Raw genomic sequence first — 22,444 nt, forward strand, 5'->3', positions numbered from 1 at the left:
CGATGTCGTCGCCCGGGGCAGGCGCCCGGACGTAGCGTCGCTCAGAAGTGGCGCCACCACAGGTTGACCGCGTAGTCGACCGTCGTGCCGGTGTGCGAGGCCAGCGCTTCCTCGGCGGCCTCGGGCGGCAGCTCGATGCGCACCACGGACTCGAGGTCCGCCCTCGACCCGAAGGACCACCCCATGTCGATCGGGCGGCGCTGCCAGCCGCGCGTCGACCAGAACCGCTCCACCGCGTCGGGGTCCACCTCGGGGAAGCCGCGGCGGAACCACGCGCCGAAGGTGGAGCGGGTGGGGTCGTTGTCGACGACGAACGCCGTGCCCCCGCGGCGGACGACCCGGTCGAGCTCGCGCAGCCCCGGCTCGCAGCCCGGGCCGAAGAAGTAGGCCCAGCGCGCGTGCGCCACGTCGACCGACGCGTCCGGCACGGGCAGCTCCTCCGCCCTGCCCGCCAGGACGCTCACCTGCGGCAGGGATCGCGTACGCCGGCGGGCGAGCGCGACCAGCGGGGGATGGGGCTCCACGCCGACGACCCGGGTCGCGGACCCGGCCCACCGGGGGAGGTGGAAGCCGCTGCCGCAGCCGACGTCGAGCAGCGTGCGTCCGGCCCAGTCGCCGATCTCTCGCATGGCGGTGGCGATGCGGTCCTCGGGGTCGGCCGCGCGGTTCTCGAGCTCGTAGAGCTCGGGGGTGTTCCAGATGTTGGGGGAGGGGCGGACCCTCACATCCTGACCAGGCCCCGGGGGGTCTGCAGCTGCACCGCGACGATGCCGGGGGTGCCGTTGGGGGCGACCCACTCGACCTTGACGTCCTCGAGCGGGGCCTCGACGGTCTCGCCGAGCCACTCGCTGACCCGCTGCGGGTCGCCGGCGATCTCGAGGCAGGCCAGCGAGAAGTCGCCGCTGGCGCCGTTGCTCGGGTGCAGCTCGGACGGCGTGAGCCACTGGATGAAGAACGGCAGCTGCGGGTCGGAGATCAGGCCGTTGACCCCGATCTGCTGCCACAGCAGCTCGGTGCCGTCGGGGCGGTGGCGGTTGCCCTTGACCGACTCGCGGCCCAGCCGCGTCTCGATGGTGGCGATGTCGGACACGGCCACGACCCAGCCCATCCAGCCGCCGCCGAGGGCGGAGCGGGCACGGACGGCCTGACCGAAGGGAGCCTTGTCGCTGGCGGGGTGGTCGAGGACCTCGACGACCTCCATGTAGGTGCCGCCGGCCAGCGGGAGGATCATGTTGCGGGTGCCGAAACGGGGGTGCACGCCACCGTCGATGAACGTCGTCCCGAGCAGCCCCCCGAGGCGCTGGGCGGTGCTGGCGAGTCCATCAGGTCCGGCGGCGAAGCTGACGTGGTCCAGGCGCATGCAGAGATTCTGAGCCTGTTCCCTCCCGGCAGCCACACCGGGGTCAGGTCTCTTGACGTCGACAGATCCCTGTCGAAGGTCCGGCCAGCCTCAGCGCGGGTCGGCCGGGTGCAGCGCGAGGGCCGACCGGGAGCGGGCGTGCGCCTCGCAGTGGCGGCTCAGCTCGGCGTACGCCTCGACGCCCATCAGCTCGACCAGCTCCGCCTCGTGGGTGACCCAGACCGGCTCCAGGGCGACGTGGGCCTCGGTGTTGCCCGAGCAGTACCAGTCGAGGTCGTGGCCGCCCGGGCCCCAGCCGCGCCGGTCGTACTCGCCGATGGACACCTCGGTGTAGGCCGTCCCGTCCTGGCGCTCGACGTTGCGGAACTGGCGACGGATCGGCAGCTGCCAGCACACGTCGGGCTTGGTCTCCAGCGGGTTGCGGCCCTGCTGCAGCGCCAGGCCGTGCAGCGCGCACCCGGCGCCGCCCGGGCCGGTGGCGGGAGCGAAGTCGACCCGGTTGTGGAACACGCACGCCTGCTGGCCGTCGACCTCGACGGTCAGCGTCTTGCGCTCGCCGTCCTCGTCGGTCTCGATCCAGTCCGACGTCCGCACCGACCGCCGCGGGTGGAGCTGCCAGTCGTCGGGGGTCAGCTGGGCGACGAAGCCGGCCACCCGTCGCTCGTCGTCCTTGTCCGCGAAGTGGGCACCCAGCGTGCAGCAGCCCACGTCGGGTGCGTCGGCGTAGATGCCCTGGCAGCCCTGCCCGAAGATGCACATGTAGGAGGACGTCAGCCAGGTCAGGTCGCACCGGAAGACCTGCGTCTCGTCGGCCGGGTCGGCGAACTCGACGAAGGCGCGGGGGAAGACCAGGTCGACTTCGGGCACTCCGCAACCCTAGTCGCGCACCGCGGCCCTAGTAGCGTGGCGGTCATGCGCCTGGGCGTCCTCGACATCGGATCCAACACCGGCCACCTGCTGGTGGTCGACGCGCACGGCGGCGCCGCGCCCCTCCCGGCGTCCTCGCACAAGCAGGCCCTGCGCCTGGCCGAGCACCTCGACGACGAGGGCGCGGTCACGCAGAAGGGCATCGACGCCCTCACCGACTTCTGCGCCTCGGCCACCGAGATCGCCGGCGACAAGGGCTGCGAGGAGATGCTCGGCTTCGCCACCTCGGCCGTGCGCGACGCGGTCAACTCCGACGAGGTGCTGGCCCACGTCGAGGAGCACAGCGGGGTCCGGCTCGAGGTGCTGTCGGGCGAGGACGAGGCGCGGCTGACGTTCCTGGCCGTACGCCGCTGGTTCGGGTGGTCGGCCGGGCGGCTGGTGGTCTTCGACATCGGCGGCGGCTCGCTGGAGATCGCCGGCGGCACCGACGAGGCGCCCGACGTGGCGTGGTCGCTGCCCCTCGGCGCCGCCCGCGTGGCCCGTACGGCGTTCCGCGACGGGCCGCACCGGGCCACCGAGGACGACGTCCGCGGCCTCCGCAAGCAGATCCGCGCCGAGATCGCCCGCGACGCCGGCCACCTGCTGCGAGGTGGCGTACCGGACCGCGCGGCGGCCACGTCGAAGACGTTCCGCTCGCTCGCCCGCATCTGCGGCGCCGCGCCGAGCGCCGACGGCCCGCTGGTCCCGCGCGCGCTCGAGCTGGCGACGCTCTCGGGCTGGATACCCAAGCTGATGGCGCTCTCCCCCGAGGAGCTTGCTTCCCTGCCGGGCGTCTCGCCGAGCCGCACCCACCAGATCGTGGCCGGAGCGCTCGTGGCCGAGGCGTGCATGGACATCTTCGACCTCCCCGAGCTCGAGATCTGCCCGTGGGCCCTGCGCGAGGGCGTCATCCTCGAGCGGCTCGACCGGATCTCCGTGGTCTCGAGGCGGCGCTGATCATGACCACCACGCCCTTGATCGGCCTCTCCACCGCCTCGGTCTACCCCGAGTCGACGGCGCATGCCTTCGGCTGGGCCGCCTCCCTCGGCTACGACGCCGTCGAGGTGATGGTCGGCATCGACGCCCTGAGCCAGCAGGTGGACGCCGTCAAGAAGCTGAGCGACCACCACCGGGTGCCGGTCTGCGCCGTCCACGCCCCGTGCCTGCTCTTCACTCAGCGGGTCTGGGGCACCGACCCGTGGGTCAAGCTGGAGAAGTCGGCGGAGATGGCCCACGCGGTCGGGGCCGACGTGGTCGTCGTCCACCCGCCGTTCCGCTGGCAGAAGGACTACGCCGCGGGCTTCGTCGAGGGCATCGCGTCGCTCGAGGCCCGCACCGGCATCGCCTTCGCGGTCGAGAACATGTATCCGTGGCGGGCCTCGTCGCGGCGCGGCATGGAGATGTACCTCCCCGGCTGGGACCCCAGCGAGCAGGACTACGCCCACACCACGATCGACCTCTCCCACGCCGCCATCGCGCGCTCCGACGTCGTCGAGATGGCCCAGCGGATGGGCGAGACGCTGCGCCACGTGCACCTCACCGACGGCAGCGGCTCGGCCAAGGACGAGCACCTCGTCCCGGGCCGCGGGATCATGGGCGCCGCCGGGTTCCTCGAGCACCTCGCCGGCACCGGCTTCGCCGGCCACGTGGTGCTCGAGATCAACACCCGCCGCGCCGCCGGCCGCGCCGAGCGCGAGCTCGACCTGACCGAGTCGCTCGAGTTCGCCCGGACCCACCTCGGGGTGACCACGCCGTGACGGCGCCGGCGGCTGCCCGCGCGTCCCGCGGACGTCGACCGGGCGCGCCGGACACCCGCGCCGAGGTGCTCGCCGCCGCGCGGGCGTCGTTCGCCGAGAAGGGCTTCCGCGGCACGACCATCCGCGGGGTGGCCTCCGCCGCCGGCGTCGACCCCGCCCTCGTGCACCACTACTTCGGCACCAAGGACGACCTCTTCGTCGCCGCCCTCGAGATCCCAGTCGACCCGCGCGAGGTGCTCGCCCCCGTGGTCGCCGCCGGTCCCGACGGCGCGGGGGAGCGGCTGCTGCGCACCTTCCTCGGCGTCTGGGACGACCCGGCGATCCGGCCGGGCCTGCTCGCGATGGTCCGCTCGCTGCTCGCCGACGACGACGGCGGGCTGGTGCGCCAGGCGTTCATCCCGGTGGTGGTCGGGCCGCTGCTCGCCGAGCTGGTCCCCGACCGGCCCGAGGCGCGCATCCCGCTCGTCGCCAGCCAGGTGGTAGGCCTCATCGTCACCCGCTACGTCATCGCGCTGCCGCCGATGGCCGACATGCCCGCCGACGAGGTCGTCGCCCGCATCGGGCCGGTGCTGCAGCACTACCTGACCGGCGACCTGCCGTGACCGCCACGGCCTGACCAGTGCGGCCCGGGGCCGAGCCGCAACATCCGCAGGATTGCGGATGCGCCCGGTGCTCACGCGGGTGGAGGGTGGGCCGACAGCTCACCGACATCCCACCGGCAGACGAGGGCACGCCATGGCACAGGGAACGGCACCCGCACCCGAGCACACACCCGGCCACGCCTCGCGGCACGGCCGGGAGAGCTTCTACATCGAGGGCGAGGGGGTCGTCGGGTCCACCGACCCCGGGGCCGCACCACCGACCACGGCGCGGGCCAACACGACGGCCGCCCGGGGTCCGGCCCTCGCCGCCGCGCCGACCTTCCGCTTCTCGCGCCTCGGGCCGCCCGGCGTACGCCTGCCCGAGACCACGCTGCGCAAGGTGGCCCTCGCCATGACGGGCGGCCCCGTGGTGGACGGGACGATCCCGGCCGGGTTCACCTACCTCGGGCAGTTCGTCGACCACGACCTGACCTTCGACGCCACCACCGTCGCCTTCGGCGACAGCGTCTCGCCGGCCGCGCTGCTGCAGGGGCGCTCGCCGACCCTCGACCTCGACAGCCTCTACGGCGCCGGCCCGCTCGACGGCGTCTCCGCCGACTTCTACGAGGCCGACCGCACCCGCCTCAAGGTCGGCCGGACCACGAAGATCGGCGGCGACCGGGCGCGGGTCGGCTTCGACGTGCCCCGCGTCGGCGGCCCCGGAGCCGGCCGGGGCAAGGCGGCCATCCCCGACCGCCGCAACGACGAGAACCTCGTGGTCGCGCAGACGCACGCCGCGATGATCCGCTTCCACAACCGCGTCGTCGCGGGCCTCGGCCCGGCCACCCCGCCCGCCGAGCGGTTCGAGAAGGCGCGGCGCAAGGTGGTGCTGCACTACCAGTGGATGCTGCGCACCGACTACCTGCCGAAGATCTGCGACGGCGACGTCGTCACCGACGTCTTCACCAACGGTCGCAAGGTGGTCGACCCGGGCGCCGACCCGTTGACGATGCCGACCATGCCGGTCGAGTTCTCCGTCGCGGCGTTCCGGCTCGGGCACGCCATGGTGCGCGAGGCGTACGACTGGAACGCCCGCTTCCCGGACGGCTCCGGGTCCCTCGACCTGCTGTTCTTCTTCTCCGGGACCAGCGGTGGCGTCGGCAACGGGGACCCGACGCTGCCGTCGAACTGGATCGCCGACTGGCGCCGGCTCTACCGCTTCTCGCAGGTCGGCCACGACGAGCTCAAGCCGCCGCCGGGGGAGTTCAACCTGGCTCGGCGCATCGACACCCGCCTCGTTGACCCGCTGGCGGCCCTGCCGAAGGGCTCCTTCGACGGCAGCGTCTCCGACGAGGCGACCATCCGCGCCAACCTCGCCTTCCGCAACCTGGTCCGCGCCCGGATGCTCCGGCTCGCCAGCGGGCAGCAGATGGCCGAGCTGCTGCGCGCGAGCGGGGTGCCGGTGACGACCCTGACGAGGGCACAGCTGCGCGACGGCGCCGGCGGGCCCGGCTCCGCGCAGCTGGACTCGCTGACCGACGCCCAGCGTGACGCCTTCCTGGCCGACACCCCGCTGTGGTTCTACGTCCTGCGCGAGGCCGAGCTCAACGACGGCCACCTCACCGGCGTCGGCGCCCGGCTCGTGGTGGAGACGTTCCACAGGGCGATGGAGGGCAGCACCCACTCGATCGTGCGCAACCCCGGGTTCCGGCCCGACCTCGGCGAGAAGGACGGGCGCTTCCGGATGGCCGACCTGCTGCTGGTCGCGTTCGAGGGCCAGGAGGCGCTGCTGGCGCCGCTGGGGGACTGAGGATCTCCTTCCCGATCTCGAGCGGTGAGTGAGGCAGGGTTCTGGCGCTCAGAACCTGCCTCACTCACCGCTTTGCGTTCCGGCCGGGGGTTGACGCGCCTCGGCTCCCGGCGCACAATTCAACACATGATGAAAAACGTCGTCGAGGTACGCGACCTGGTCGTCGTACGCGGTGAGCGCGAGGTGCTGCCCGGCATCTCGCTGGACGTCCCGGCCGGGGTGACCGGCCTGCTCGGACCGAGCGGCTGCGGCAAGAGCACGCTGCTGCGCTGCCTCGTTGGCGCGCAGCGGGTGCGGTCGGGAACCGTCGAGGTCCTCGGCTCGCCTGCCGGCAGTGCCGACCTGCGCACCCGGATCGGGTACGTCACCCAGGCGGCGAGCGTCTACGACGACCTGACCGTGGCGGAGAACCTGTCGTTCTTCGCCCGGGTGCTCGGCGTGGACCGGTCGTCGGTGGACCGGGCGATCGAGGCCGTCTCGCTCGGCGACCACCGTGACCAGGTGGTCGGCAGGCTCTCCGGCGGCCAGCGCAGCCGGGCCGGGCTGGCCGTCGCGCTGCTCGGGGAGCCCGACCTCCTCGTGCTCGACGAGCCGACCGTCGGCCTGGACCCGGTCCTGCGCCGCGACCTCTGGGCCCTCTTCCACCGGATCGCCGACGGCGGCGCGGCGGTGCTCGTCTCCAGCCACGTGATGGACGAGGCGGAGCGGTGCCACCGCCTGCTGCTGATGCGCGAGGGGCGGATCATCGCCGACGGCTCGCCCGACGAGGTCCGCGAGCGCACCGGGGCCGCCGACGTGGAGCAGGCCTTCCTGCGCCTCGTCGAGGGACGGGAGGAGGTGGCATGACGCCGCGCGTCACGCTCGCCGTCGCCGGGCGGGTGCTCATCCAGGTCCGCCGCGACCACCGCACGCTCGCGATGCTGATGGTCGTCCCGTGCCTGCTGATCAGCCTGCTGTGGTGGATGTTCGAGGAGCTGCCCGGCGACCTCTTCGACACGTTCGGGCCGGGACTGCTGGCGATGTTCCCCTTCATCGTCATGTTCCTCGTGACCAGCGTGACCACCCTGCGTGAGCGCTCCTCCGGCACCCTCGAACGGCTCCTCACGATGCCGATGGGCAAGCTCGACTTCCTCGTCGGCTACGCCCTCGCCTTCGGCCTGCTCGCCGCGGTCCAGGCGGCGCTGGCCGTCGCGGTCAGCGTGGGCCTGCTCGGCCTCGACGTGCAGGGCCCCGTCTGGCTGCTGGGCGTCGTGGCCGTCGCCGACGCCGTCCTCGGCACGGCGCTCGGGCTGCTCGTCAGCGCGTTCGCCACGACGGAGTTCCAGGCGGTGCAGTTCATGCCGGCCTTCGTGCTGCCGCAGATCCTGCTCTGCGGGCTCTTCGTGCCGCGCGACCAGATGCCCGACGTGCTCGAGGCCGTCAGCGGCGTGCTGCCCCTGTCGTACGCCGTCGACGCCATGCAGGAGCTCGTCGGGGCCGCGGACACGGCGGAGGTCTGGCGCAACGTGGTCGTCGTGTGCTGCTTCGCGCTCGCCGCGCTCGGCCTGGGGGCGGCGACCCTCAGGCGTCGGACGCCCTGACCAGGGTGAACAGCCACGCCGCGACGCCGAAGAGGACGGCGTACATCACGGTCAGCATGACGACGTCGCCGATGGAGGCGCTCGCCCCGTCGGCGACGACCAGGCCGACGGCGACGGCGCCGGCGACGAGCGTGGTGACGGCCGCGGCGGCGAGCGCGAGGGCCATCCCGTGGGCGCGGAACCGGGTGGCGACGGCGACCAGCAGGCCGACGGCCGGGGCGGCGAGGTAGACCGCGTCGCGGTCACCGTCGCCGACGATGCCGAGCGCGCCGATGCCGAGCAGCAGGAACAGGACGGTGCCGAGCGACACCGCCGCGGCCAGCCCGTAGCGGGCGCGCGGGGTTGCGGGCAGTGCGGACAGGAGAGCGGACATGGGTCCTCCTCGCGATCAGGATCGCAGGTCGTGGTGGTGAGGTGTGTGGGTCGTGGAAAGACGTGGACGCAGGTCGGACGGGTCAGCGGTCGGCGTCGGTGGCCAGCAGCCGCCAGCCGCCCGCGACCAGCGAGGCCAGGCCCCAGGCGGCGAGGGTGAGGCGGGCCGAGGTGGTGGTCATGTCGTCGCGCGGGCCCTCGCCGAAGATGAGGAACAGCGCTCCGGAGCCGGGCAGGTGGGTCGCGACGTCGAGGGTCCACTCGTAGGGCAGCTGGGCCAGCAGCAGCGGGCCGACGAGCATGAGGGCGATGGCGAGGACCAGTGCGGCCGCGGTGCTGCGGGTCGCCAGGCCGAGCCCGACCCCCAGCAGCGCGCCGGATCCCAGGATGAAGCCGAGGTCGCCCGCCATCTCCAGCCCGTCCACGAGGGGCAGGCCGAGGTGCGGCACGAACGACCAGACGACCGTCGCCCCCGCGAGGACGAGGCCCACGCCGAGGAGGGTCGTGGTCGCGACGACCACCACCGTGCGCGCGGCCAGCAGGATGCCGCGGCGCGGCGTCCACTGCAGCGTCGGCACGATCCCGCCGGTCGCGTGGTCGGCCGTCGAGACGACGACGGCCATCGCGAGGATGCCGAACAGCGCGAACATCCCGGTGAACCGCGCCCCGTCCCAGGCCGTCGACCCGGGTGTGATGTCCGAGGGGTCCGCGGCCGCGTCGCTGCCGATGACGGCGCCGAAGCCCAGCACCACCACGGCGAGGACGACGGCGAAGATCCAGCTCGAGCGCACGGACCAGATGCGGGACCACTCGGCGCGACCGGTGCGCGCCAGGGCGAGGGCGGGGCTCATCGGAGGGCTCCTTCGGGTCGGGAGTCGGGTCGGGATGCGGGCTGTGGGTCGGCCTGGGGGCCGGGGGTCGTCCCGGTGAGGGAGAGGTAGGCGTGCTCGAGCGACTGCTCGACCTCGGCGAGGTGGTGGACCCGTACGCCGACGTGGTGGGCGAGGTCGCCGAGGTCCGGGGCGTCGACCCCGGAGACCTCGAGCTCGCCGTCGCCGGTGCGCTCGACGACGGCGTGGGCCGGCAGGTGGCGCACCAGCTCCTCGGTCGAGGGCGTGCGCACCCGGACCCGCGGCCCGCCGGCGCTGCGCAGCAGCGCAGAGGTCTCGGTGTCGGCGACCAGGCGGCCGCCGCCGATGACCACCACGCGGTCCGCGACCAGCTGCACCTCGCTCATCAGGTGGCTGGAGACCAGGACCGTGCGGCCCTCGTCGGCGAACCCGCGCAGCAGGGCGCGGATCCACCGGACCCCGTCGAGGTCGAGGCCGTTGACCGGCTCGTCGAACAGCAGCACCCCGGGGTCGCCGAGGAGCGCGCCGGCGATGCCGAGCCGCTGGCGCATGCCCAGCGAGTAGCCCTTGATCCGGCGGCGCGCCGCCGAGGCCAGCCCGACCTGCTCGAGCACCTCGTCGACCCGGGCCAGCGGGATCGCGTGGGTGCGGGCCGCGACCGCGAGGTGCGCGCGGCCGGTGCGGCCGGGGTGCATGGCGCCCGCGTCGAGGAGGGCCCCGACCTCGTGCAGCGGCGAGGCCAGGTCGACGTACGCCCTGCCGCCGATCGTGGCGGTGCCGGACGTCGGCCGGTCCAGTCCCACCATCATCCGCATGGTGGTCGACTTGCCGGCGCCGTTGGGTCCGAGGAAGCCGGTGACGGTGCCCGGGACCACGTCGAAGGTGAGGTCGTCGACGGCGCGGATGCCGCCGTAGAGCTTGGTGAGACCGCGCGCACTGATCATGTCCACGACGCTAGGAGAACCACCGCCCGGAAGGGGTGGAGGACCTGTGAAGGTTCGGTGGAGGTCGGCGTAGCCTTGCCGCCATGTCGTTGCTCCGCCAGCCGATCCTGCTCCTCGCCCGCAGCCAGGGCGTCAAGAAGCTCGTCTCGACCATGCCCGTCTCGAGCGGCATCGTGACCAGCTACGTCCCCGGCGAGACCACCGGCCACGCCGTCGACGCCACCGCCCGGCTCGTCGACGACGGCCTGCGGGTCACCCTCGACTACCTCGGCGAGGACACCACCGACGCCGCCCGGGCCGAGGCCACCGTGGCGGCCTACAAGGAGGTGCTGGCCGACCTCACCGCCCGGGGCCTGGCCCCGCACTCGGAGGTCTCGGTCAAGCTGAGCGCCATCGGCCAGTCCCTCCCCGACAGCGGCCACAAGGTGGCGCTGGAGAACGCCCGCGAGATCTGCCGCGCGGCCCGCAACGCCGGCACCACGGTGACCCTCGACATGGAGGACCACACCACCACCGACTCCACGCTCACGATCCTGCGCGAGCTCCGCAAGGACTTCCCGGAGACCGGAGCGGTGCTGCAGGCGATGCTGCACCGCACCGAGGCGGACTGCCGGGCGCTGGCCTACGAGGGCTCGCGCGTGCGGCTGTGCAAGGGCGCCTACATGGAGCCCGAGGAGGTCGCCTTCCAGGACAAGCTCGACATCGACAAGGCCTACGTCCGCTGCCTCAAGGTGCTGCTGGCCGGCCAGGGCTACCCGATGATCGCCACGCACGACCCGCGGATGGTCCAGATCGCCTCCTCGCTCGCGAGCCGCTTCGGCCGCCGCCCGGGGACCTACGAGTTCCAGATGCTCTACGGGATCCGGCCCGAGGAGCAGAAGCGCCTCGCCGCCGCCGGCGAGACGGTGCGCGTCTACATCCCCTACGGCACCGAGTGGTACGGCTACCTGATGCGCCGCCTGGCCGAGAAGCCGCAGAACCTCGCCTTCTTCGCGCGCTCCCTCGTCTCCAAGAAGTAGGTTGACCCCCGTGAGCACAGCGATCATCGGCGCCGGCGTCATGGGGGAGACCCTGCTGTCCGGGCTGGTGCGCGCCGGGCGCCGCGTCGACCAGCTGATGGTCGGGGAGAAGCGGCCCGAGCGGGCCCAGGAGCTCGAGGAGCGCTACGGCGTGGCCGTGGTCTCCAACCGCGAGGCGGCCGCCAAGGCCGACACCGTGGCGCTCGTGGTCAAGCCGCAGGACATGGGCGACGTGCTCGCCGAGATCGCCCCCGAGCTGCGGGCCGGCCAGCTGGTGGTCTCGCTGGCCGCGGGGATCACCACCGCCTTCATCGAGTCGCGCGTGCCCGAGGGCGTCGCCGTCGTCCGGGTCATGCCCAACACCCCGGCGCTCGTCGACGAGGGCATGGCCGCCATCTCGCCCGGTTCGCACTGCGACGAGGCGCACCTCGCCGAGGTCGAGTCGCTGATGGCCTCGACCGGCAGGGTGCTGCGCATCCCGGAGAAGCAGATGGACGCGGTCACCGCGATCTCCGGCTCCGGCCCGGCCTACATCTTCTTCGTCGTCGAGTCGATGATCGAGGCGGGCGTCCACCTCGGCCTGCCCCGCGCCACGGCGACCGACCTCGTCGTGCAGACCCTCGTGGGCTCGGCGGCGATGCTGCGCGAGACAGGCTCGCACCCCGTCGTGCTGCGCGAGCAGGTCACGTCCCCCGGCGGGACCACCGCCTCGGCGCTGCGCGAGCTCGAGATCCACAAGGTCCGCGCCGCCTTCCTCGCCGCGATGGAGGCCGCCCGCAACCGCTCGCGCGAGCTGGCCGAGGGATCCTGAGCGACCACGACGGGGTAACGTCCGCCACATGGAGTGCGCTGGGCCCACGTCAGTCGTCTTCGACCCGACGCTCACGGAGTACGACTTCGGTCCCACCCACCCGATGTCCCCGATCCGCGTTGACCTCACTATGCGCCTGGCCGAGGAGCTCGGCGTCCTCGACCAGATCAAGCGGGTCGACGCTCCGGTCGCCACCGACGCGCAGATCGCCACGGTCCACGAGCAGGGCCTCATCGACGCCGTCACCGAGGCCGGCCGCACGCCGGGCTTCGAGGACCTGGCGCGCGGCCTCGGCACCGAGGACGACCCCGTGTTCGCGGACATGCACCTCGCCAGCGCCCACGTGGTCGGCGCCACCCTCGAGGCGTTCCGCCAGGTGTGGAGCGGCGAGTCGCTGCACTCGGTCAACATCGCCGGCGGCCTGCACCACGCGATGCCCGACCGCGCGAGCGGCTTCTGCATCTACAACGACGTGGCGGTCGGCATCACCCAGCTGCTGGCCGACGGCGCCCAGCGGGTGGCCTACGTCGACATCGACGTGCACCACGGCGACGGCGTGGAGAAGGTCTTCTGGGACGACCCGCGCGTGCTGACCATCTCCCTGCACGAGACCGGCCAGATGCTGTTCCCCGGCACCGGCTTCCCGACCGACACCGGCGGCGACGGTGCCGAGGGCAGCGTCGTCAACGTCGCGCTCCCGCCCGGCACGTCCGACGCCGGGTGGCTGCGGGCCTTCCACGCCGTGGTGCCCCCGCTGCTGCGCGAGTTCTCCCCCGACGTGCTGGTGACCCAGCACGGGTGCGACTCGCACATGAACGACCCGCTGGCCCACATGATGCTCAGCGTCGACGGCCAGCGCGCGGCCTACCTCGCCCTCCACGACCTCGCCCACGAGGTGGCCGACGGCCGCTGGGTGGTGACCGGCGGTGGCGGCTACTCCGTCGTTGACGTGGTGCCTCGGGCCTGGACGCACCTGCTCGCGATCGCGTCGGGCCGCCCGCTCGAGCCCGGGCTCGAGACCCCTCCCGGCTGGCGGGCGTACGTCGAGGAGGTGCTCGGCGCGACCGCCCCGCACCGCATGACGGACGGGCGTACGCCGGCCTACCGTGACTGGTCCGCCGGCTACGACCCGGACGCGTGGCTGGACCGGGCGATCCACGCCACCCGCACCGCGGTGTTCCCGCTGCACGGACTCGACCCGCTGCCCTGATCGCAGGCGCCGGAGATCTCGACACGCCTGACGCGACCTCGTGCCTCGGTCGCGGGCTCGCTCGATCTTCGCCGGGTTCGATCCACTCCGGGCTCGACCGGCGAACAATCAACCCGACACGCCGCCAGTCACACAAGTTTCTCTGGCATTCCTCTTCCCCACGCGTCACGCGAGCCCTATTGTCACCGGAAGCGGCACGCCTGTGACGCCGGTGGGGAAGCCGGCGCCGTTCCGCACAGAAGGATCGGTGCACACCATGGCTGAGAACACCCCTGGCGACATGTCCGAGGCGCAGTTCCTGACCATCGCGGAGGTCGCGGCCAAGATGCGCGTCTCGAAGATGACGGTCTACCGGCTCGTCCACGGCGGTGAGCTGCCCGCCGTCCGCGTCGGCCGCTCGTTCCGGGTCACCGAGGACGACGTCAACGAGTACCTGCGCAAGAGCTTCTACAACGCCGGCTGACGCCTGCTCGTCCGCGACCAGACGCTGGCGCGGCGCTCGATCGACGTCCATCAGACGCGATTCCACCCTCCACACCCCCGGCCGTTAGGGTGTGCAGGTCCGGCCGACGAGTGTCGGCCGCAAGGAAAGGTCTGATCCACGTGGGTTCTGTCATCAAGAAGCGGCGCAAGCGCATGGCCAAGAAGAAGCACCGCAAGCTGCTCAAGAAGACGCGCGTCCAGCGCCGCAAGCTCGGCAAGTAAGCACCTTCGCCCATGGGACGGGTCGTGCTGGTCACCGGGATCTCCCGGGACCTGGGGCGACGATTCGCGCGCGCCGCGGCCGGCGACCCGTCCATCGAGCGAGTGATCGGGGTCGACGTCGTCCCTCCCCGGGGCGACATCGGTGACGTCTCCTTCGTCCGTGCGGACATCCGCAACCCGGTCATCGCCAAGGTGCTCGCCAAGGAGGACGTCGACACCGTCGTCCACATGAGCGTGATCGCCACGCCCGGCTCGGCCGGCGGTCGCGGGACGATGAAGGAGCTCAACGTCATCGGCACCATGCAGCTGCTCGCTGCGTGCCAGAAGTCGACGACCGTCGAGCGCCTGGTGGTGAAGTCGACGACCACCGTCTACGGATCGGGCCCGCGCGACCCCGCGATGTTCACCGAGGACATGGGCCCCAAGCGCCTGCCCTCCTCCGGCTACGCCAAGGACGTCTACGAGGTCGAGGGCTACGTCCGCGGCTTCGCGCGCCGCCGCTCGGACGTCGCCGTGACGATGGTCCGCGCCGCCAACGTCATCGGCCCGCACGTGTCGAGCCCGCTGACCAACTACTTCCGGCTGCCCGTCGTCCCGCGCGTGCTCGGCTTCGACCCGCGCATGCAGTTCCTCCACGAGGACGACCTGATGCGGGTGCTGCGACACGCCGTGGTCACGGGCACGCCCGGCACCTTCAACGTCGCCGGCGACGGCCTGCTGACGCTGACCCAGGCCGTACGACGCCTCGGCCGGCCGTCGGTCGCGATGCCGCGCTTCGCGGTCGGGCGGCTCGGCGCCACCATGCGGCAGGCCCGCCTCTCGGACTTCTCTCCGGAGCAGCTGGGGTTCTTGACCTACGGTCGAGGGGTGGACACCACCAGGATGCGCACGGTGCTCGGCTTCGAGCCGACCTACTCCACCGCCGAGGCCTTCGCCGACTTCTGCCGGGCGCTGTCGCCCGCGGACCTCGAAGGGGCCGGTCGTGCCTGAGGAGGCCCGCCCCCCGTCGCGCCAGGACGCAGTGGTCATCCCCATCGGCACCGGCGGACGTCCCGGGCGCGGCTCGGGCAGCGCGCGGCCGTCCTCGGCGGCCCGCAACCTCGCGCCCAAGCCCCGCAACGCGCGGCCTCCCGCCAAGAAGGCAGCCACCCAGCCTGCCGCAGAGCCGGACACCCAGCCTGCTGCTGAGCCTGCTGGCGAGCCGGCCGCTCCGGCTGCGTCCACCCCGACCGGCCCGGGGCCCACCCCGCCGCGTCCCCCGGTCACCGCTGCGGGGCCCACCGACGGCATCCCCGTCGGCGACTGGCTCTCCGCCCTGCAGGACGCGGCCGTCGAGGTGTTCGGCGACGACTGGGAGCGCCGCCTGGCCGAGCTGATGGCGTTCGTGCGCCGTCGCCTCGAGGGCGACTACGAGATCGACGACTACGGCTTCGACCGCGAGCTCACCGAGCGCTTCTTCATGACCGCCCTGCGCCCCGTGGCGGAGAAGTGGTTCCGCCTCGAGGTCCGCGGCCTGGAGAACATCCCGGCCGAGGGCGGCGCCCTCGTGGTGTCCAACCACTCGGGCACGGTGCCCGTGGACGGCCTCATGACCATGCTCGCGGTGCACGACCACGCCCACCGCTTCCTGCGGCCGCTCGGCGCGGACCTGGTGTTCAAGCTGCCGCTGGTGAGCTCGCTGGCGCGCAAGTCGGGAGCCACCCTCGCCTGCATCGAGGACGCCGAGCGGATGCTGTCCGGCGGCGAGCTGGTGGGGGTGTGGCCCGAGGGCTTCAAGGGCATCGGCAAGCCGTTCAGCGAGCGCTACAAGCTGCAGCGCTTCGGTCGCGGGGGCTTCGTGTCCGCGGCCCTGCGCACCGGCGTACCCATCATCCCGCTCTCGGTGGTGGGCGCCGAGGAGATCTACCCGCTGGTCGGCAACGTCCCTTCGCTGGCCCGGCTGCTCGGCGTGCCCTACATCCCGATCACGCCGTTCTTCCCGTGGCTGGGTCCGCTCGGGCTGGTGCCGCTGCCGTCGAAGTGGATCCTCGAGTTCGGGGAGCCGATCCGCACGGACTCCTACGACGCGACAGAGGCCGAGGACCCGATGCTCGTCTTCAACGTCACCGACCAGGTGCGCGAGACCATCCAGCACACGTTGTTCGACCTGCTCCGCGAGCGCGGCGGGGTCTTCGGCTAGACGGCGCAGGGCCAGTCAGGGCCCGTCGGCGCCGGTCGGTCAGGGCCGGTTCGGGCCGGGCAGCAGGCCGCCGGTCGCGTTGCCGAGGTTGAGGCCGGTGAGCCCGTTGAGCGTGCCGGTCACCTCGCTGATGAGGCCGCCGGTGGCGTCGTCGACGTCGGAGGTCAGGCCGCCGAGCGCGCCACCGGTGACGCCGTTGAGCTGGCTGGCGAGGTCGCCCGTGGTGCTGGTGACGGTCCCGGTGACCCCCTGCGTGAGGTCCTTGACGCCCTGGGTCGGGTCGGGCCGGGTGGTCGGCACGCTCTGGGTCGGGATGGGCGCGACGGGGGAGGGCGTCTGCGTCGGCAGCCCCGGCCGGGTGGTCGGGGCCGGTGTCGTGGGCCCGGTGGTGGGCCCGGTCGTCGCCCCGGGCGTCGGAGTGGTCGTCGGAGCCGCCGTGGTGGTCGCGGTGCCGGGGACGTCGGTCGGCCCGGCCGGCGGCGGCCCGAGCTCCGGAGGAACCTCGAGGCCCGTGAGGTCCTGGCCCGAGACGGGCGCCGCCTCGAGGGTGGCCTCGTCAGTGTCGAGGCCGGTCAGCAGGTCGGTGGGCAGGCCGGCGCTCGTGAGCAGGAACTCCGGGGTCGTCGTGATCCCGCCCTCGCAGCCGCCGCAGGCGCTGCTCACCTCGAGGTCGAGGTCGCTGAGGGTGCGTCCGGCCGCGACGAGGTCCTCGCGGGCGCTGAGCGGCAGCTGGTCCTCGAGCTCCACGAGGCGGTCCATGCTCGTCGCGGTGAACTCGCGTGCCGCCTCGACGTCCGCCTGCACGTCGGCCTCGGCGCCACCAGCGCCACCGGCGCCACCGGCGTCGTAGGCCGTCAGGATGCTGCGGACGCCCTCGCTGGACTGCTGCGTGAAGTCCTCGAGCGTGTCGGGCACCAGCTGCTCGCGACCCCCCTCGCCGGCAGCGATCTCCTCGAGCTCGTCGAGACGTGTGTCGGCCTGCGCCAGCAGGGTGCGCCCACGCGCGGCGTCGTCGTCGGCGAGGCGGACCTGGGCGGACTCGATGCCGCGCTTGACGCCGTAGAGCGACTCGCCGGGCAGCGCGGTCTGGGCTGCCACCGCCATGGTGGCCGCGGCGCCGACGAGGGCCGCACCGCCGAGCACCGCGCCGAGGCGGCGCTGGCGGGTGCGCACCGTGGCCGGCATCGCGAGACGCGCGGGTGCGGAGGGCCGGGAGGGCCGGGGGACCAGGACGGTGTCGGCCTCGGCCATCAGCCGCTCGCGCAGGGAGCTGACGAACTCCGGACGGGCGGCGACGTCGGGCACGGACCGCAGGTCCGAGACGACCCCGAGGAGGTCGGCGTAGCGCGCCGCCTCGTCATCCGTGAGCGGGGTGCCGGGTCGCCGGGAGAGGAGCGCCTCGAACTCGTCGGCACGCCGTCGCGCCGCGAAGGGGGCTGTCATCGGGATCGTCCTGTCTCACTGCTGGTGGTTCCTCCCACACAGACGAACGACCGGGACGAGGTGCGGGTTACGGGAGAGGTCACGAGTCCCTCAACCCCTCGGGCAGGAGCTTGGCGAGGTTGCGGACGCCGCGCAGCTGCAGCTGCTTGACGGCGCCGTCCGAGCGGTGGAGGGCCAGCGCCGTCTCCGCGATCGAGAGTCCCTGCAGGAAGCGCATGATCAGGCACTCACGCTGCTCGGTGGGCAGCTCGGTGAGGGCCTTGAGCAGCACCTCGTTGGTGAGCCCGGCGATGACCGTGCCCTCGGGTCCCTCGGTGGCGTCGTCGTGCGGCGTCATGTCCTCGGTCGTCATCTCCAGGCGGGTGCGTCCGGCCTTGAAGTGATCGGTGGTGAGGTTGCGCGCGATGGTCATCAGCCAGGCGCCGAAGTCCTTGCCCTGCCACCGGAAGCCGTTCATGCTCCGCAGCGCGCGGAAGAAGGTCTCGGAGGTGAGGTCCTCGGCGAGCACCTGCGAGCGGGTGCGGTGGTAGAGGAACCGGTAGACCGAGGCCTGGTAGTGGTCGTAGAGGAGCCCGAACGCGTCCTTGTCGCCCGCGCGGGCCAGCTCGACGAGGGCGATCAGCCGCTCGCGCTCGGCCTCGTCGGCCTCGGACGACGTGGCCTGGTCCTCGTCGCCGACCGGTGCGGAGCCCGCGGTCCACGACCGGCCGGGCACGGCGTCGTCGCCGCCGGGACGGGCGGTGGAGCCCGGTGCGGTGGTCTCGGACAGCAGCACGTGCGCCGGGAGCGCACCCGCGGGCGTGGCGGACAGCTGCGGCTGCGGGGCGAGGACGGCGAGGACCGCGCGGCGCAGCGCGTCCATGCCTTCGTCGAAGGCATGCTCGAGGTCGCGTGTCGAGCGCATGCAGGTCCCCCTCCCGGTTGCAGCAGTGTCCACGATAAGTGGCCCCCGTGTCCGTGTGAACCCGTGGGTAACCCGGAGTTGCAGCGCGCGGTGGCCCGATCCCACCTCAAGAGGTGGAGTGCCGGCCCCGCAGCCCGATCCCGGCGACGACGGCGCCCGACACCGCGCCGGCCGTCGCGGCCGCGACCAGCCCGGCCCGTGCCGCCTTGCGCCCGGTGCGGTAGTCGCGGACCCGCCAGCCGGCGGCCCGGGCGTGGGCGCGCAGGCGCGCGTCCGGGTTGATGGCGCACGGGTCGCCGACGAGCGAGAGCATCGGCAGGTCGTTGCTGGAGTCGGAGTACGCCGAGCAGCGGGCGAGGTCGAGGCCCTCGCGGGCGGCGAGCGCCTTGACGGCCTCGGCCTTGGCCGGGCCGTGCAGCAGGTCACCGACCAGCCGCCCGGTGTAGACGCCGTCGACGTGCTCGGCGACGGTGCCCATCGCGCCGGTGAGGCCGAGCCGGCGGGCGATGACGGCGGCGATCTCGATGGGCGCCGCGGTCACCAGCCAGACCCGCTGGCCCTCGTCGAGGTGCATCTGGGCCAGGGCGCGGGTGCCCGGCCAGATCCGGTGGGCCATGCCCTCGTCGAAGATCTCCTCGGTGAGCTCCTCGAGCTCGGCGGTGGTGTGGCCGGCGATGAAGGACAGCGCGGAGTTGCGCGCGTCGGCCACGTGCTCGGGGTCCTCGACGCCGACGACGCGGAAGTAGGCCTGCTTCCACGCCGCCGCGGCGATCTCGCGCGTGGTGAAGAACTCCCGTCGGTGCAGGCCTCGCGCGAGGTGGAAGATGCTGGCGCCCTGCATGATCGTGTTGTCGACGTCGAAGAACGCCGCGGCGCCCGGGTCGGTCGGGGTGGTGAGGGCGTTCTCGACCTCCGCGGACGCCGCCGCGGCCTCGCCCGCGAGCGCCGATCGCTGCTGCAGGTCGAGCCGGCGAGAGCGCTCGGATCGGGTCATCGCGTCAGCGTAGCTGTGGAAGGATCGCGGCATGCCGCGCAACGACGTCTCCGCCCTGGTGGCCGAGGCCGCCGCGGACGTCCCCGACCGGCGGGCCCTCGTCGAGGGCGGCGGCCGGTCGCTGACGTGGGCCGGTCTCGAGGACGAGGTGGCCCGGATCGCCACCGGTCTCGGTGCGCGCGACATCCGCGCCGGGCATCGCGTGATGATCGTGGTGGGCAACCGCATCGAGTTCGTCACGACCTACCTCGGCGTGCTGCGCGCCCAGGTCGTCGCCGTGCCGGTCAACCCGCGCTCCACCGCCGACGAGGTGGCGCGGATGGTCGCCGACTCCGGCGCGCGCCTGGTGGTGGTCGACGAGTCCGCGGTCGACGTCGTCCGCGCCGCCCTGTCCGGCCTGTCCGGGCACGGGGCGACCCCCGCGCCCACCGTCGTGGTGACCGGCACAGAGCCCGCGGAGGGGGAGCTCGCGCTCGCCGACCTGCGCGCGGACGTCGTACGCCCCGTCCCCCCGCTGCCGGACCCCGAGAAGCTGGCGGCGCTGCTCTACACCGGCGGCACGTCGGGCCGTCCGCGGGCGGCGATGCTGAGCCACCGCGCCCTGCTCGCCAACATCGAGCAGGTCGCCGCCGTGGAGCCGCCGATGATGCACGGCGACGACGTCGTCCTCGGCGCGCTCCCGCTCTTCCACGTCTACGGGCTCAACGCGGTCCTCGGCGGCGTCCTGCGGCACCGTGCCCGGCTGCTCCTCGTCGAGCACTTCGAGCCGCAGGCCGTGCTGGACCTCATCGAGGACGAGGCGTGCAGCGTGGTGCCCGTCGCACCGCCCGTCTTCGCGCACTGGCTGCCCGACGAGCACCTCGCGGAGCGGATGGGCCCCGTCCGGCTGGTGCTGTCGGGGTCCGCGCCGCTCGCGGCGGAGGTCGTCGAGCAGTTCACGGCGACCACCGGCGTCCCGGTCCACCAGGGCTACGGGCTGACCGAGGCGGCGCCCGTCGTGACGAGCACCCTGTGCAGCAACCCGCCGCAGCCCGGCTCGGTGGGCGCCGCCCTGCCGGGCATCGAGCTGCGGCTGGTCGACGAGACCCGCGGCCGGGTCGCGACCGAGGACCCGGGCGAGATCCAGGTGCGCGGCGACAACCTCTTCAGCGGCTACTGGCCCGACGGGGCCGACGGCCCGGACGGGGACGGCTGGTTCCGCACCGGCGACGTCGGCTTCCTCGACGCCAGCGGCGACCTCTTCCTCGTCGACCGCGTCGAGGAGCTGGTGCTCGTCAGCGGCTTCCACGTCTACCCGTCCGAGGTCGAGGACGTGCTGCGCGAGGTGGACGGCGTCCTCGACGCGGCCGTCGTCGGTGCCCCCGACGCCGACACCGGCGAGTCGGTCGTCGCCTACGTCGTCGCCAGCGGCGACCCCTCCGGCGTCGAGGAGGCGGTCCGCGCCCACGCCGCCGAGCGGCTGGCCCGCTTCAAGCAGCCCGCGCGGATCGAGGTCGTCGACACCCTGCCGCTCACCGTGACGGGCCGGGTCCAGAAGGGACGGCTCCGCGGGCTGGAGCGGCGCCGCGTCCTGGGGCTGCTCGAGTGACCGCCACGCCGGCCCCGGCCCGGGTCACCCTCTACTCCCGGCAGGGCTGCCACCTGTGCGACGACGCACGGGTGGTGGTCGCGGCCGTGTGCGCGGACCTGGGGGAGTCGTTCGACGAGGTCGACATCGACGCCGACCCCGACCTCGTCGACCGCTTCGGCGACGAGGTCCCGGTGACGTTCGTCGACGGGCGCCAGCACGACTTCTGGCGCGTCGACGAGGCGCGCCTGCGGGCCGCGCTCGGCTCCTGAGGGAAGGCGACCGCCCGGCTGCGCGTTGCACCGACGTGAGGCTCTCCCTGCTCGACCGCTCGCGGACGCGCCTCGGCGCGCCCGATGCCGAGGCGATCGGGGCGACGGTGGCCCGCGCCGTGCACGCGGAGCAGGTCGGCTACGACCGCTACTGGGTCGCCGAGCACCACGGGGTGCCGGGCATCGCCTCCGGGACGCCCGCCGTGCTCCTCGCCGCGATCGGCGCGCGGACCTCCCGCATCAGGATCGGCTCCGGCGGCGTCATGCTGCCCCTGCACCAGCCGGTGGTCGTCGCCGAGCAGTTCCTCGTGCTCGACGCCCTGCACCCGGGACGGGTCGACCTCGGGATCGGGCGGTCGCTCGGGTTCACGCCGCCCGTGCGCCGAGCGCTGCGGCGCGAGCTCGACGCCGTGGACACCTTCGAGGAGGACCTCGCCGAGCTGCGTCGCTACCTCGAGGGCACGGCCGAGGTGACGGTGCGGCCCGTCACCGGTCGGCCGGTGCCGGTGCACCTCCTCGCCACCGGGCGCGGGCTCGAGGCCGCCGCTCGTCTCGGGCTGCCCGTCGTCGTCGGCGGACCCGTCCTCGACTCCGACGAGCTGCCGGAGGCGCTGGCCCGCTACCGCCGCGGGTTCCGTCCGCACGGGGACAGCGCTCCGCGCGTGACGATCTCGCTGGACGCGCTCGTCGCGGACGACGACGCCACCGCGCGCGAGCTCGCCCTGCCCGAGGCGTACGCGATGGCGGTGTCGCGCCAGACCGGCGAGTTCCCGCCGCTCGAAGGCGTGGCCGCGATCCGCAGCTCGCCGTGGCCGAGCCAGGTGGAGCGCCGCGTCGAGGCGTCGCTGGACCGGGCCGTGGCGGGGAGCCCCGCGACCGTGCGGCGCCGCCTCGAGGCGCTGGTCGCGCGGACCGGCGCCGACGAGCTGCTGGCGAGCGCCTCGACCCACGACCGAGACGCCCTGCTCGCCTCGGACCGGATGCTCGCCGAGCTCCTGCGATGAGGGTCGCGACGGGTCGCGTTACGCCTCCTCGGACCCTCCGCGCAAATCGCGGGACCCCCGCCGCAGGTGGGTCTTCTCACATGTGCTAGGCCACGCTCGGCTCGTTTTGTTCTCCCGTTCACAAACTCCTACAGTGGCGGAGTCAGGCGATTCCCGTCACCTGGCTGGAAAGAAG

The 22,444-nt window shown here is 73.3% G+C and carries 25 protein-coding genes; 16 read left to right on the plus strand and 9 right to left on the minus strand.

The window, feature by feature from the left end:
* Positions 1-41 precede the first annotated feature (41 nt).
* From HN031_RS09805 to HN031_RS09815, 3 genes are all read right to left on the minus strand, one after another.
* The gene (locus HN031_RS09805) at positions 42-725 is read right to left on the minus strand and encodes a class I SAM-dependent methyltransferase (protein ID WP_367650717.1); all 684 of its coding nucleotides are present in this window, start codon (positions 723-725) and stop codon (positions 42-44) included.
* Positions 722-1,360: a VOC family protein gene (locus HN031_RS09810; RefSeq protein WP_172269438.1), complete on the minus strand. Its 639-nt coding sequence runs from the start codon at positions 1,358-1,360 to the stop codon at positions 722-724. The genes HN031_RS09805 and HN031_RS09810 overlap by 4 nt, the downstream gene beginning before the upstream one ends.
* Positions 1,361-1,450: 90 nt before the next feature.
* Positions 1,451-2,227, minus strand: a complete 777-nt coding sequence (locus tag HN031_RS09815; RefSeq protein ID WP_172269440.1) for a hypothetical protein — start codon at positions 2,225-2,227, stop codon at positions 1,451-1,453.
* A gap of 45 nt (positions 2,228-2,272) precedes the next feature.
* On the opposite strand from HN031_RS09815, the gene HN031_RS09820 reads away from it, so the two are divergent.
* From HN031_RS09820 to HN031_RS09845, 6 genes are all read left to right on the plus strand, one after another.
* Positions 2,273-3,223 carry a Ppx/GppA phosphatase family protein gene (locus tag HN031_RS09820; RefSeq protein ID WP_172269442.1) on the plus strand — a complete coding sequence of 317 codons (951 nt, stop codon included), beginning with the start codon at positions 2,273-2,275 and terminating at the stop codon, positions 3,221-3,223.
* A gap of 2 nt (positions 3,224-3,225) precedes the next feature.
* Positions 3,226-4,023 carry a sugar phosphate isomerase/epimerase gene (locus HN031_RS09825; RefSeq protein ID WP_172269444.1) on the plus strand — a complete coding sequence of 266 codons (798 nt, stop codon included), beginning with the start codon at positions 3,226-3,228 and terminating at the stop codon, positions 4,021-4,023.
* The gene (locus tag HN031_RS21995) at positions 4,020-4,625 is read left to right on the plus strand and encodes a TetR family transcriptional regulator (protein WP_172269446.1); all 606 of its coding nucleotides are present in this window, start codon (positions 4,020-4,022) and stop codon (positions 4,623-4,625) included. The genes HN031_RS09825 and HN031_RS21995 overlap by 4 nt, the downstream gene beginning before the upstream one ends.
* 133 nt (positions 4,626-4,758) lie before the next feature.
* Positions 4,759-6,414, plus strand: coding sequence for a heme peroxidase family protein (locus HN031_RS09835; protein WP_172269448.1), 1,656 nt, complete (start codon positions 4,759-4,761; stop codon positions 6,412-6,414).
* A 126-nt stretch (positions 6,415-6,540) separates the two neighbouring features.
* A complete protein-coding gene (locus tag HN031_RS09840; protein ID WP_216652097.1) occupies positions 6,541-7,260 on the plus strand; it encodes an ABC transporter ATP-binding protein in 720 nt (239 codons plus the stop codon).
* Positions 7,257-7,994, plus strand: a complete 738-nt coding sequence (locus HN031_RS09845) for an ABC transporter permease (protein ID WP_172269449.1) — start codon at positions 7,257-7,259, stop codon at positions 7,992-7,994. The genes HN031_RS09840 and HN031_RS09845 overlap by 4 nt, the downstream gene beginning before the upstream one ends.
* On the opposite strand, the gene HN031_RS09850 is transcribed toward HN031_RS09845, so the two are convergent.
* From HN031_RS09850 to HN031_RS09860, 3 genes are all read right to left on the minus strand, one after another.
* Positions 7,975-8,367, minus strand: coding sequence for a hypothetical protein (locus HN031_RS09850; protein WP_172269450.1), 393 nt, complete (start codon positions 8,365-8,367; stop codon positions 7,975-7,977). The two genes, HN031_RS09845 and HN031_RS09850, sit on opposite strands and share 20 nt — an antisense overlap.
* A gap of 82 nt (positions 8,368-8,449) precedes the next feature.
* On the minus strand, positions 8,450-9,217 hold the full coding sequence (locus HN031_RS09855) for a hypothetical protein (RefSeq protein ID WP_172269451.1): 768 nt from the start codon (positions 9,215-9,217) through the stop codon (positions 8,450-8,452).
* Positions 9,214-10,161 (minus strand): ABC transporter ATP-binding protein, encoded by a 948-nt coding sequence (locus tag HN031_RS09860; protein ID WP_172269452.1) that lies wholly within the window; start codon positions 10,159-10,161, stop codon positions 9,214-9,216. Before HN031_RS09860 ends, HN031_RS09855 begins: the two co-directional genes overlap by 4 nt.
* 89 nt (positions 10,162-10,250) lie before the next feature.
* Between HN031_RS09860 and HN031_RS09865 the strand changes: the two genes are divergently transcribed.
* From HN031_RS09865 to HN031_RS09895, 7 genes are all read left to right on the plus strand, one after another.
* Complete coding sequence (locus tag HN031_RS09865) at positions 10,251-11,180, plus strand: proline dehydrogenase family protein (RefSeq protein WP_172271562.1); 930 nt, start codon at positions 10,251-10,253, stop codon at positions 11,178-11,180.
* Between the two features lie 10 nt (positions 11,181-11,190).
* Positions 11,191-11,991 carry a pyrroline-5-carboxylate reductase gene (proC, locus tag HN031_RS09870; RefSeq protein WP_322425072.1) on the plus strand — a complete coding sequence of 267 codons (801 nt, stop codon included), beginning with the start codon at positions 11,191-11,193 and terminating at the stop codon, positions 11,989-11,991.
* A gap of 28 nt (positions 11,992-12,019) precedes the next feature.
* On the plus strand, positions 12,020-13,201 hold the full coding sequence (locus HN031_RS09875) for an acetoin utilization protein AcuC (protein ID WP_172269454.1): 1,182 nt from the start codon (positions 12,020-12,022) through the stop codon (positions 13,199-13,201).
* Between the two features lie 256 nt (positions 13,202-13,457).
* Positions 13,458-13,664: a helix-turn-helix domain-containing protein gene (locus HN031_RS09880; protein WP_129454864.1), complete on the plus strand. Its 207-nt coding sequence runs from the start codon at positions 13,458-13,460 to the stop codon at positions 13,662-13,664.
* A gap of 140 nt (positions 13,665-13,804) precedes the next feature.
* Positions 13,805-13,906: an AURKAIP1/COX24 domain-containing protein gene (locus HN031_RS09885; protein WP_008356322.1), complete on the plus strand. Its 102-nt coding sequence runs from the start codon at positions 13,805-13,807 to the stop codon at positions 13,904-13,906.
* 12 nt (positions 13,907-13,918) lie between these two features.
* A complete protein-coding gene (locus tag HN031_RS09890; RefSeq protein WP_172269455.1) occupies positions 13,919-14,896 on the plus strand; it encodes an NAD-dependent epimerase/dehydratase family protein in 978 nt (325 codons plus the stop codon).
* Complete coding sequence (locus tag HN031_RS09895; protein WP_367650718.1) at positions 14,889-16,085, plus strand: lysophospholipid acyltransferase family protein; 1,197 nt, start codon at positions 14,889-14,891, stop codon at positions 16,083-16,085. Before HN031_RS09890 ends, HN031_RS09895 begins: the two co-directional genes overlap by 8 nt.
* A 39-nt stretch (positions 16,086-16,124) precedes the next feature.
* On the opposite strand, the gene HN031_RS09900 is transcribed toward HN031_RS09895, so the two are convergent.
* From HN031_RS09900 to HN031_RS09910, 3 genes are all read right to left on the minus strand, one after another.
* Positions 16,125-17,528 carry a DUF5667 domain-containing protein gene (locus tag HN031_RS09900; protein ID WP_172269456.1) on the minus strand — a complete coding sequence of 468 codons (1,404 nt, stop codon included), beginning with the start codon at positions 17,526-17,528 and terminating at the stop codon, positions 16,125-16,127.
* 79 nt (positions 17,529-17,607) lie between these two features.
* Positions 17,608-18,432: a sigma-70 family RNA polymerase sigma factor gene (locus HN031_RS09905; RefSeq protein ID WP_253943046.1), complete on the minus strand. Its 825-nt coding sequence runs from the start codon at positions 18,430-18,432 to the stop codon at positions 17,608-17,610.
* Positions 18,433-18,538: 106 nt separating this feature from the next.
* Positions 18,539-19,426 carry an HAD family phosphatase gene (locus HN031_RS09910; RefSeq protein ID WP_172269457.1) on the minus strand — a complete coding sequence of 296 codons (888 nt, stop codon included), beginning with the start codon at positions 19,424-19,426 and terminating at the stop codon, positions 18,539-18,541.
* 31 nt (positions 19,427-19,457) lie between these two features.
* On the opposite strand from HN031_RS09910, the gene HN031_RS09915 reads away from it, so the two are divergent.
* Genes HN031_RS09915 through HN031_RS09925 form a run of 3 tightly spaced genes read left to right on the plus strand, consistent with a single transcriptional unit; the run spans position 19,458 to position 22,269 of the window.
* Positions 19,458-21,014, plus strand: a complete 1,557-nt coding sequence (locus tag HN031_RS09915; protein ID WP_172269459.1) for a class I adenylate-forming enzyme family protein — start codon at positions 19,458-19,460, stop codon at positions 21,012-21,014.
* Positions 21,011-21,265: a glutaredoxin family protein gene (locus HN031_RS09920; RefSeq protein WP_172269461.1), complete on the plus strand. Its 255-nt coding sequence runs from the start codon at positions 21,011-21,013 to the stop codon at positions 21,263-21,265. The genes HN031_RS09915 and HN031_RS09920 overlap by 4 nt, the downstream gene beginning before the upstream one ends.
* Positions 21,266-21,300: 35 nt before the next feature.
* On the plus strand, positions 21,301-22,269 hold the full coding sequence (locus tag HN031_RS09925; RefSeq protein WP_172269462.1) for an MsnO8 family LLM class oxidoreductase: 969 nt from the start codon (positions 21,301-21,303) through the stop codon (positions 22,267-22,269).
* The last annotated feature ends 175 nt before the right edge of the window (positions 22,270-22,444 follow it).

It is taken from the genome of Nocardioides sp. zg-1308, assembly GCF_013155375.1.
In the GTDB taxonomy this organism is placed as follows: Bacteria; Actinomycetota; Actinomycetes; order Propionibacteriales; family Nocardioidaceae; genus Nocardioides; species Nocardioides renjunii.

What these genes read in the sequence shown, in the direction of transcription:
- HN031_RS09875 (WP_172269454.1), top strand. Translation starts at nt 12,020, where the DNA reads ATGGAGTGCGCTGGGCCCACGTCAGTCGTCTTCGACCCGACGCTCACG.
- HN031_RS09825 (WP_172269444.1), top strand. Translation starts at nt 3,226, where the DNA reads ATGACCACCACGCCCTTGATCGGCCTCTCCACCGCCTCGGTCTACCCC.
- HN031_RS09840 (WP_216652097.1), top strand. Translation starts at nt 6,541, where the DNA reads ATGATGAAAAACGTCGTCGAGGTACGCGACCTGGTCGTCGTACGCGGT.
- HN031_RS09860 (WP_172269452.1), bottom strand. Translation starts at nt 10,161, where the DNA reads ATGATCAGTGCGCGCGGTCTCACCAAGCTCTACGGCGGCATCCGCGCC.
- HN031_RS09915 (WP_172269459.1), top strand. Translation starts at nt 19,458, where the DNA reads ATGCCGCGCAACGACGTCTCCGCCCTGGTGGCCGAGGCCGCCGCGGAC.
- HN031_RS09890 (WP_172269455.1), top strand. Translation starts at nt 13,919, where the DNA reads ATGGGACGGGTCGTGCTGGTCACCGGGATCTCCCGGGACCTGGGGCGA.
- HN031_RS09850 (WP_172269450.1), bottom strand. Translation starts at nt 8,367, where the DNA reads ATGTCCGCTCTCCTGTCCGCACTGCCCGCAACCCCGCGCGCCCGCTAC.
- HN031_RS09910 (WP_172269457.1), bottom strand. Translation starts at nt 19,426, where the DNA reads ATGACCCGATCCGAGCGCTCTCGCCGGCTCGACCTGCAGCAGCGATCG.
- HN031_RS09900 (WP_172269456.1), bottom strand. Translation starts at nt 17,528, where the DNA reads ATGACAGCCCCCTTCGCGGCGCGACGGCGTGCCGACGAGTTCGAGGCG.
- HN031_RS09835 (WP_172269448.1), top strand. Translation starts at nt 4,759, where the DNA reads ATGGCACAGGGAACGGCACCCGCACCCGAGCACACACCCGGCCACGCC.
- HN031_RS09855 (WP_172269451.1), bottom strand. Translation starts at nt 9,217, where the DNA reads ATGAGCCCCGCCCTCGCCCTGGCGCGCACCGGTCGCGCCGAGTGGTCC.
- HN031_RS09820 (WP_172269442.1), top strand. Translation starts at nt 2,273, where the DNA reads ATGCGCCTGGGCGTCCTCGACATCGGATCCAACACCGGCCACCTGCTG.
- HN031_RS09810 (WP_172269438.1), bottom strand. Translation starts at nt 1,360, where the DNA reads ATGCGCCTGGACCACGTCAGCTTCGCCGCCGGACCTGATGGACTCGCC.
- HN031_RS09880 (WP_129454864.1), top strand. Translation starts at nt 13,458, where the DNA reads ATGGCTGAGAACACCCCTGGCGACATGTCCGAGGCGCAGTTCCTGACC.
- HN031_RS09905 (WP_253943046.1), bottom strand. Translation starts at nt 18,432, where the DNA reads ATGCGCTCGACACGCGACCTCGAGCATGCCTTCGACGAAGGCATGGAC.
- HN031_RS09845 (WP_172269449.1), top strand. Translation starts at nt 7,257, where the DNA reads ATGACGCCGCGCGTCACGCTCGCCGTCGCCGGGCGGGTGCTCATCCAG.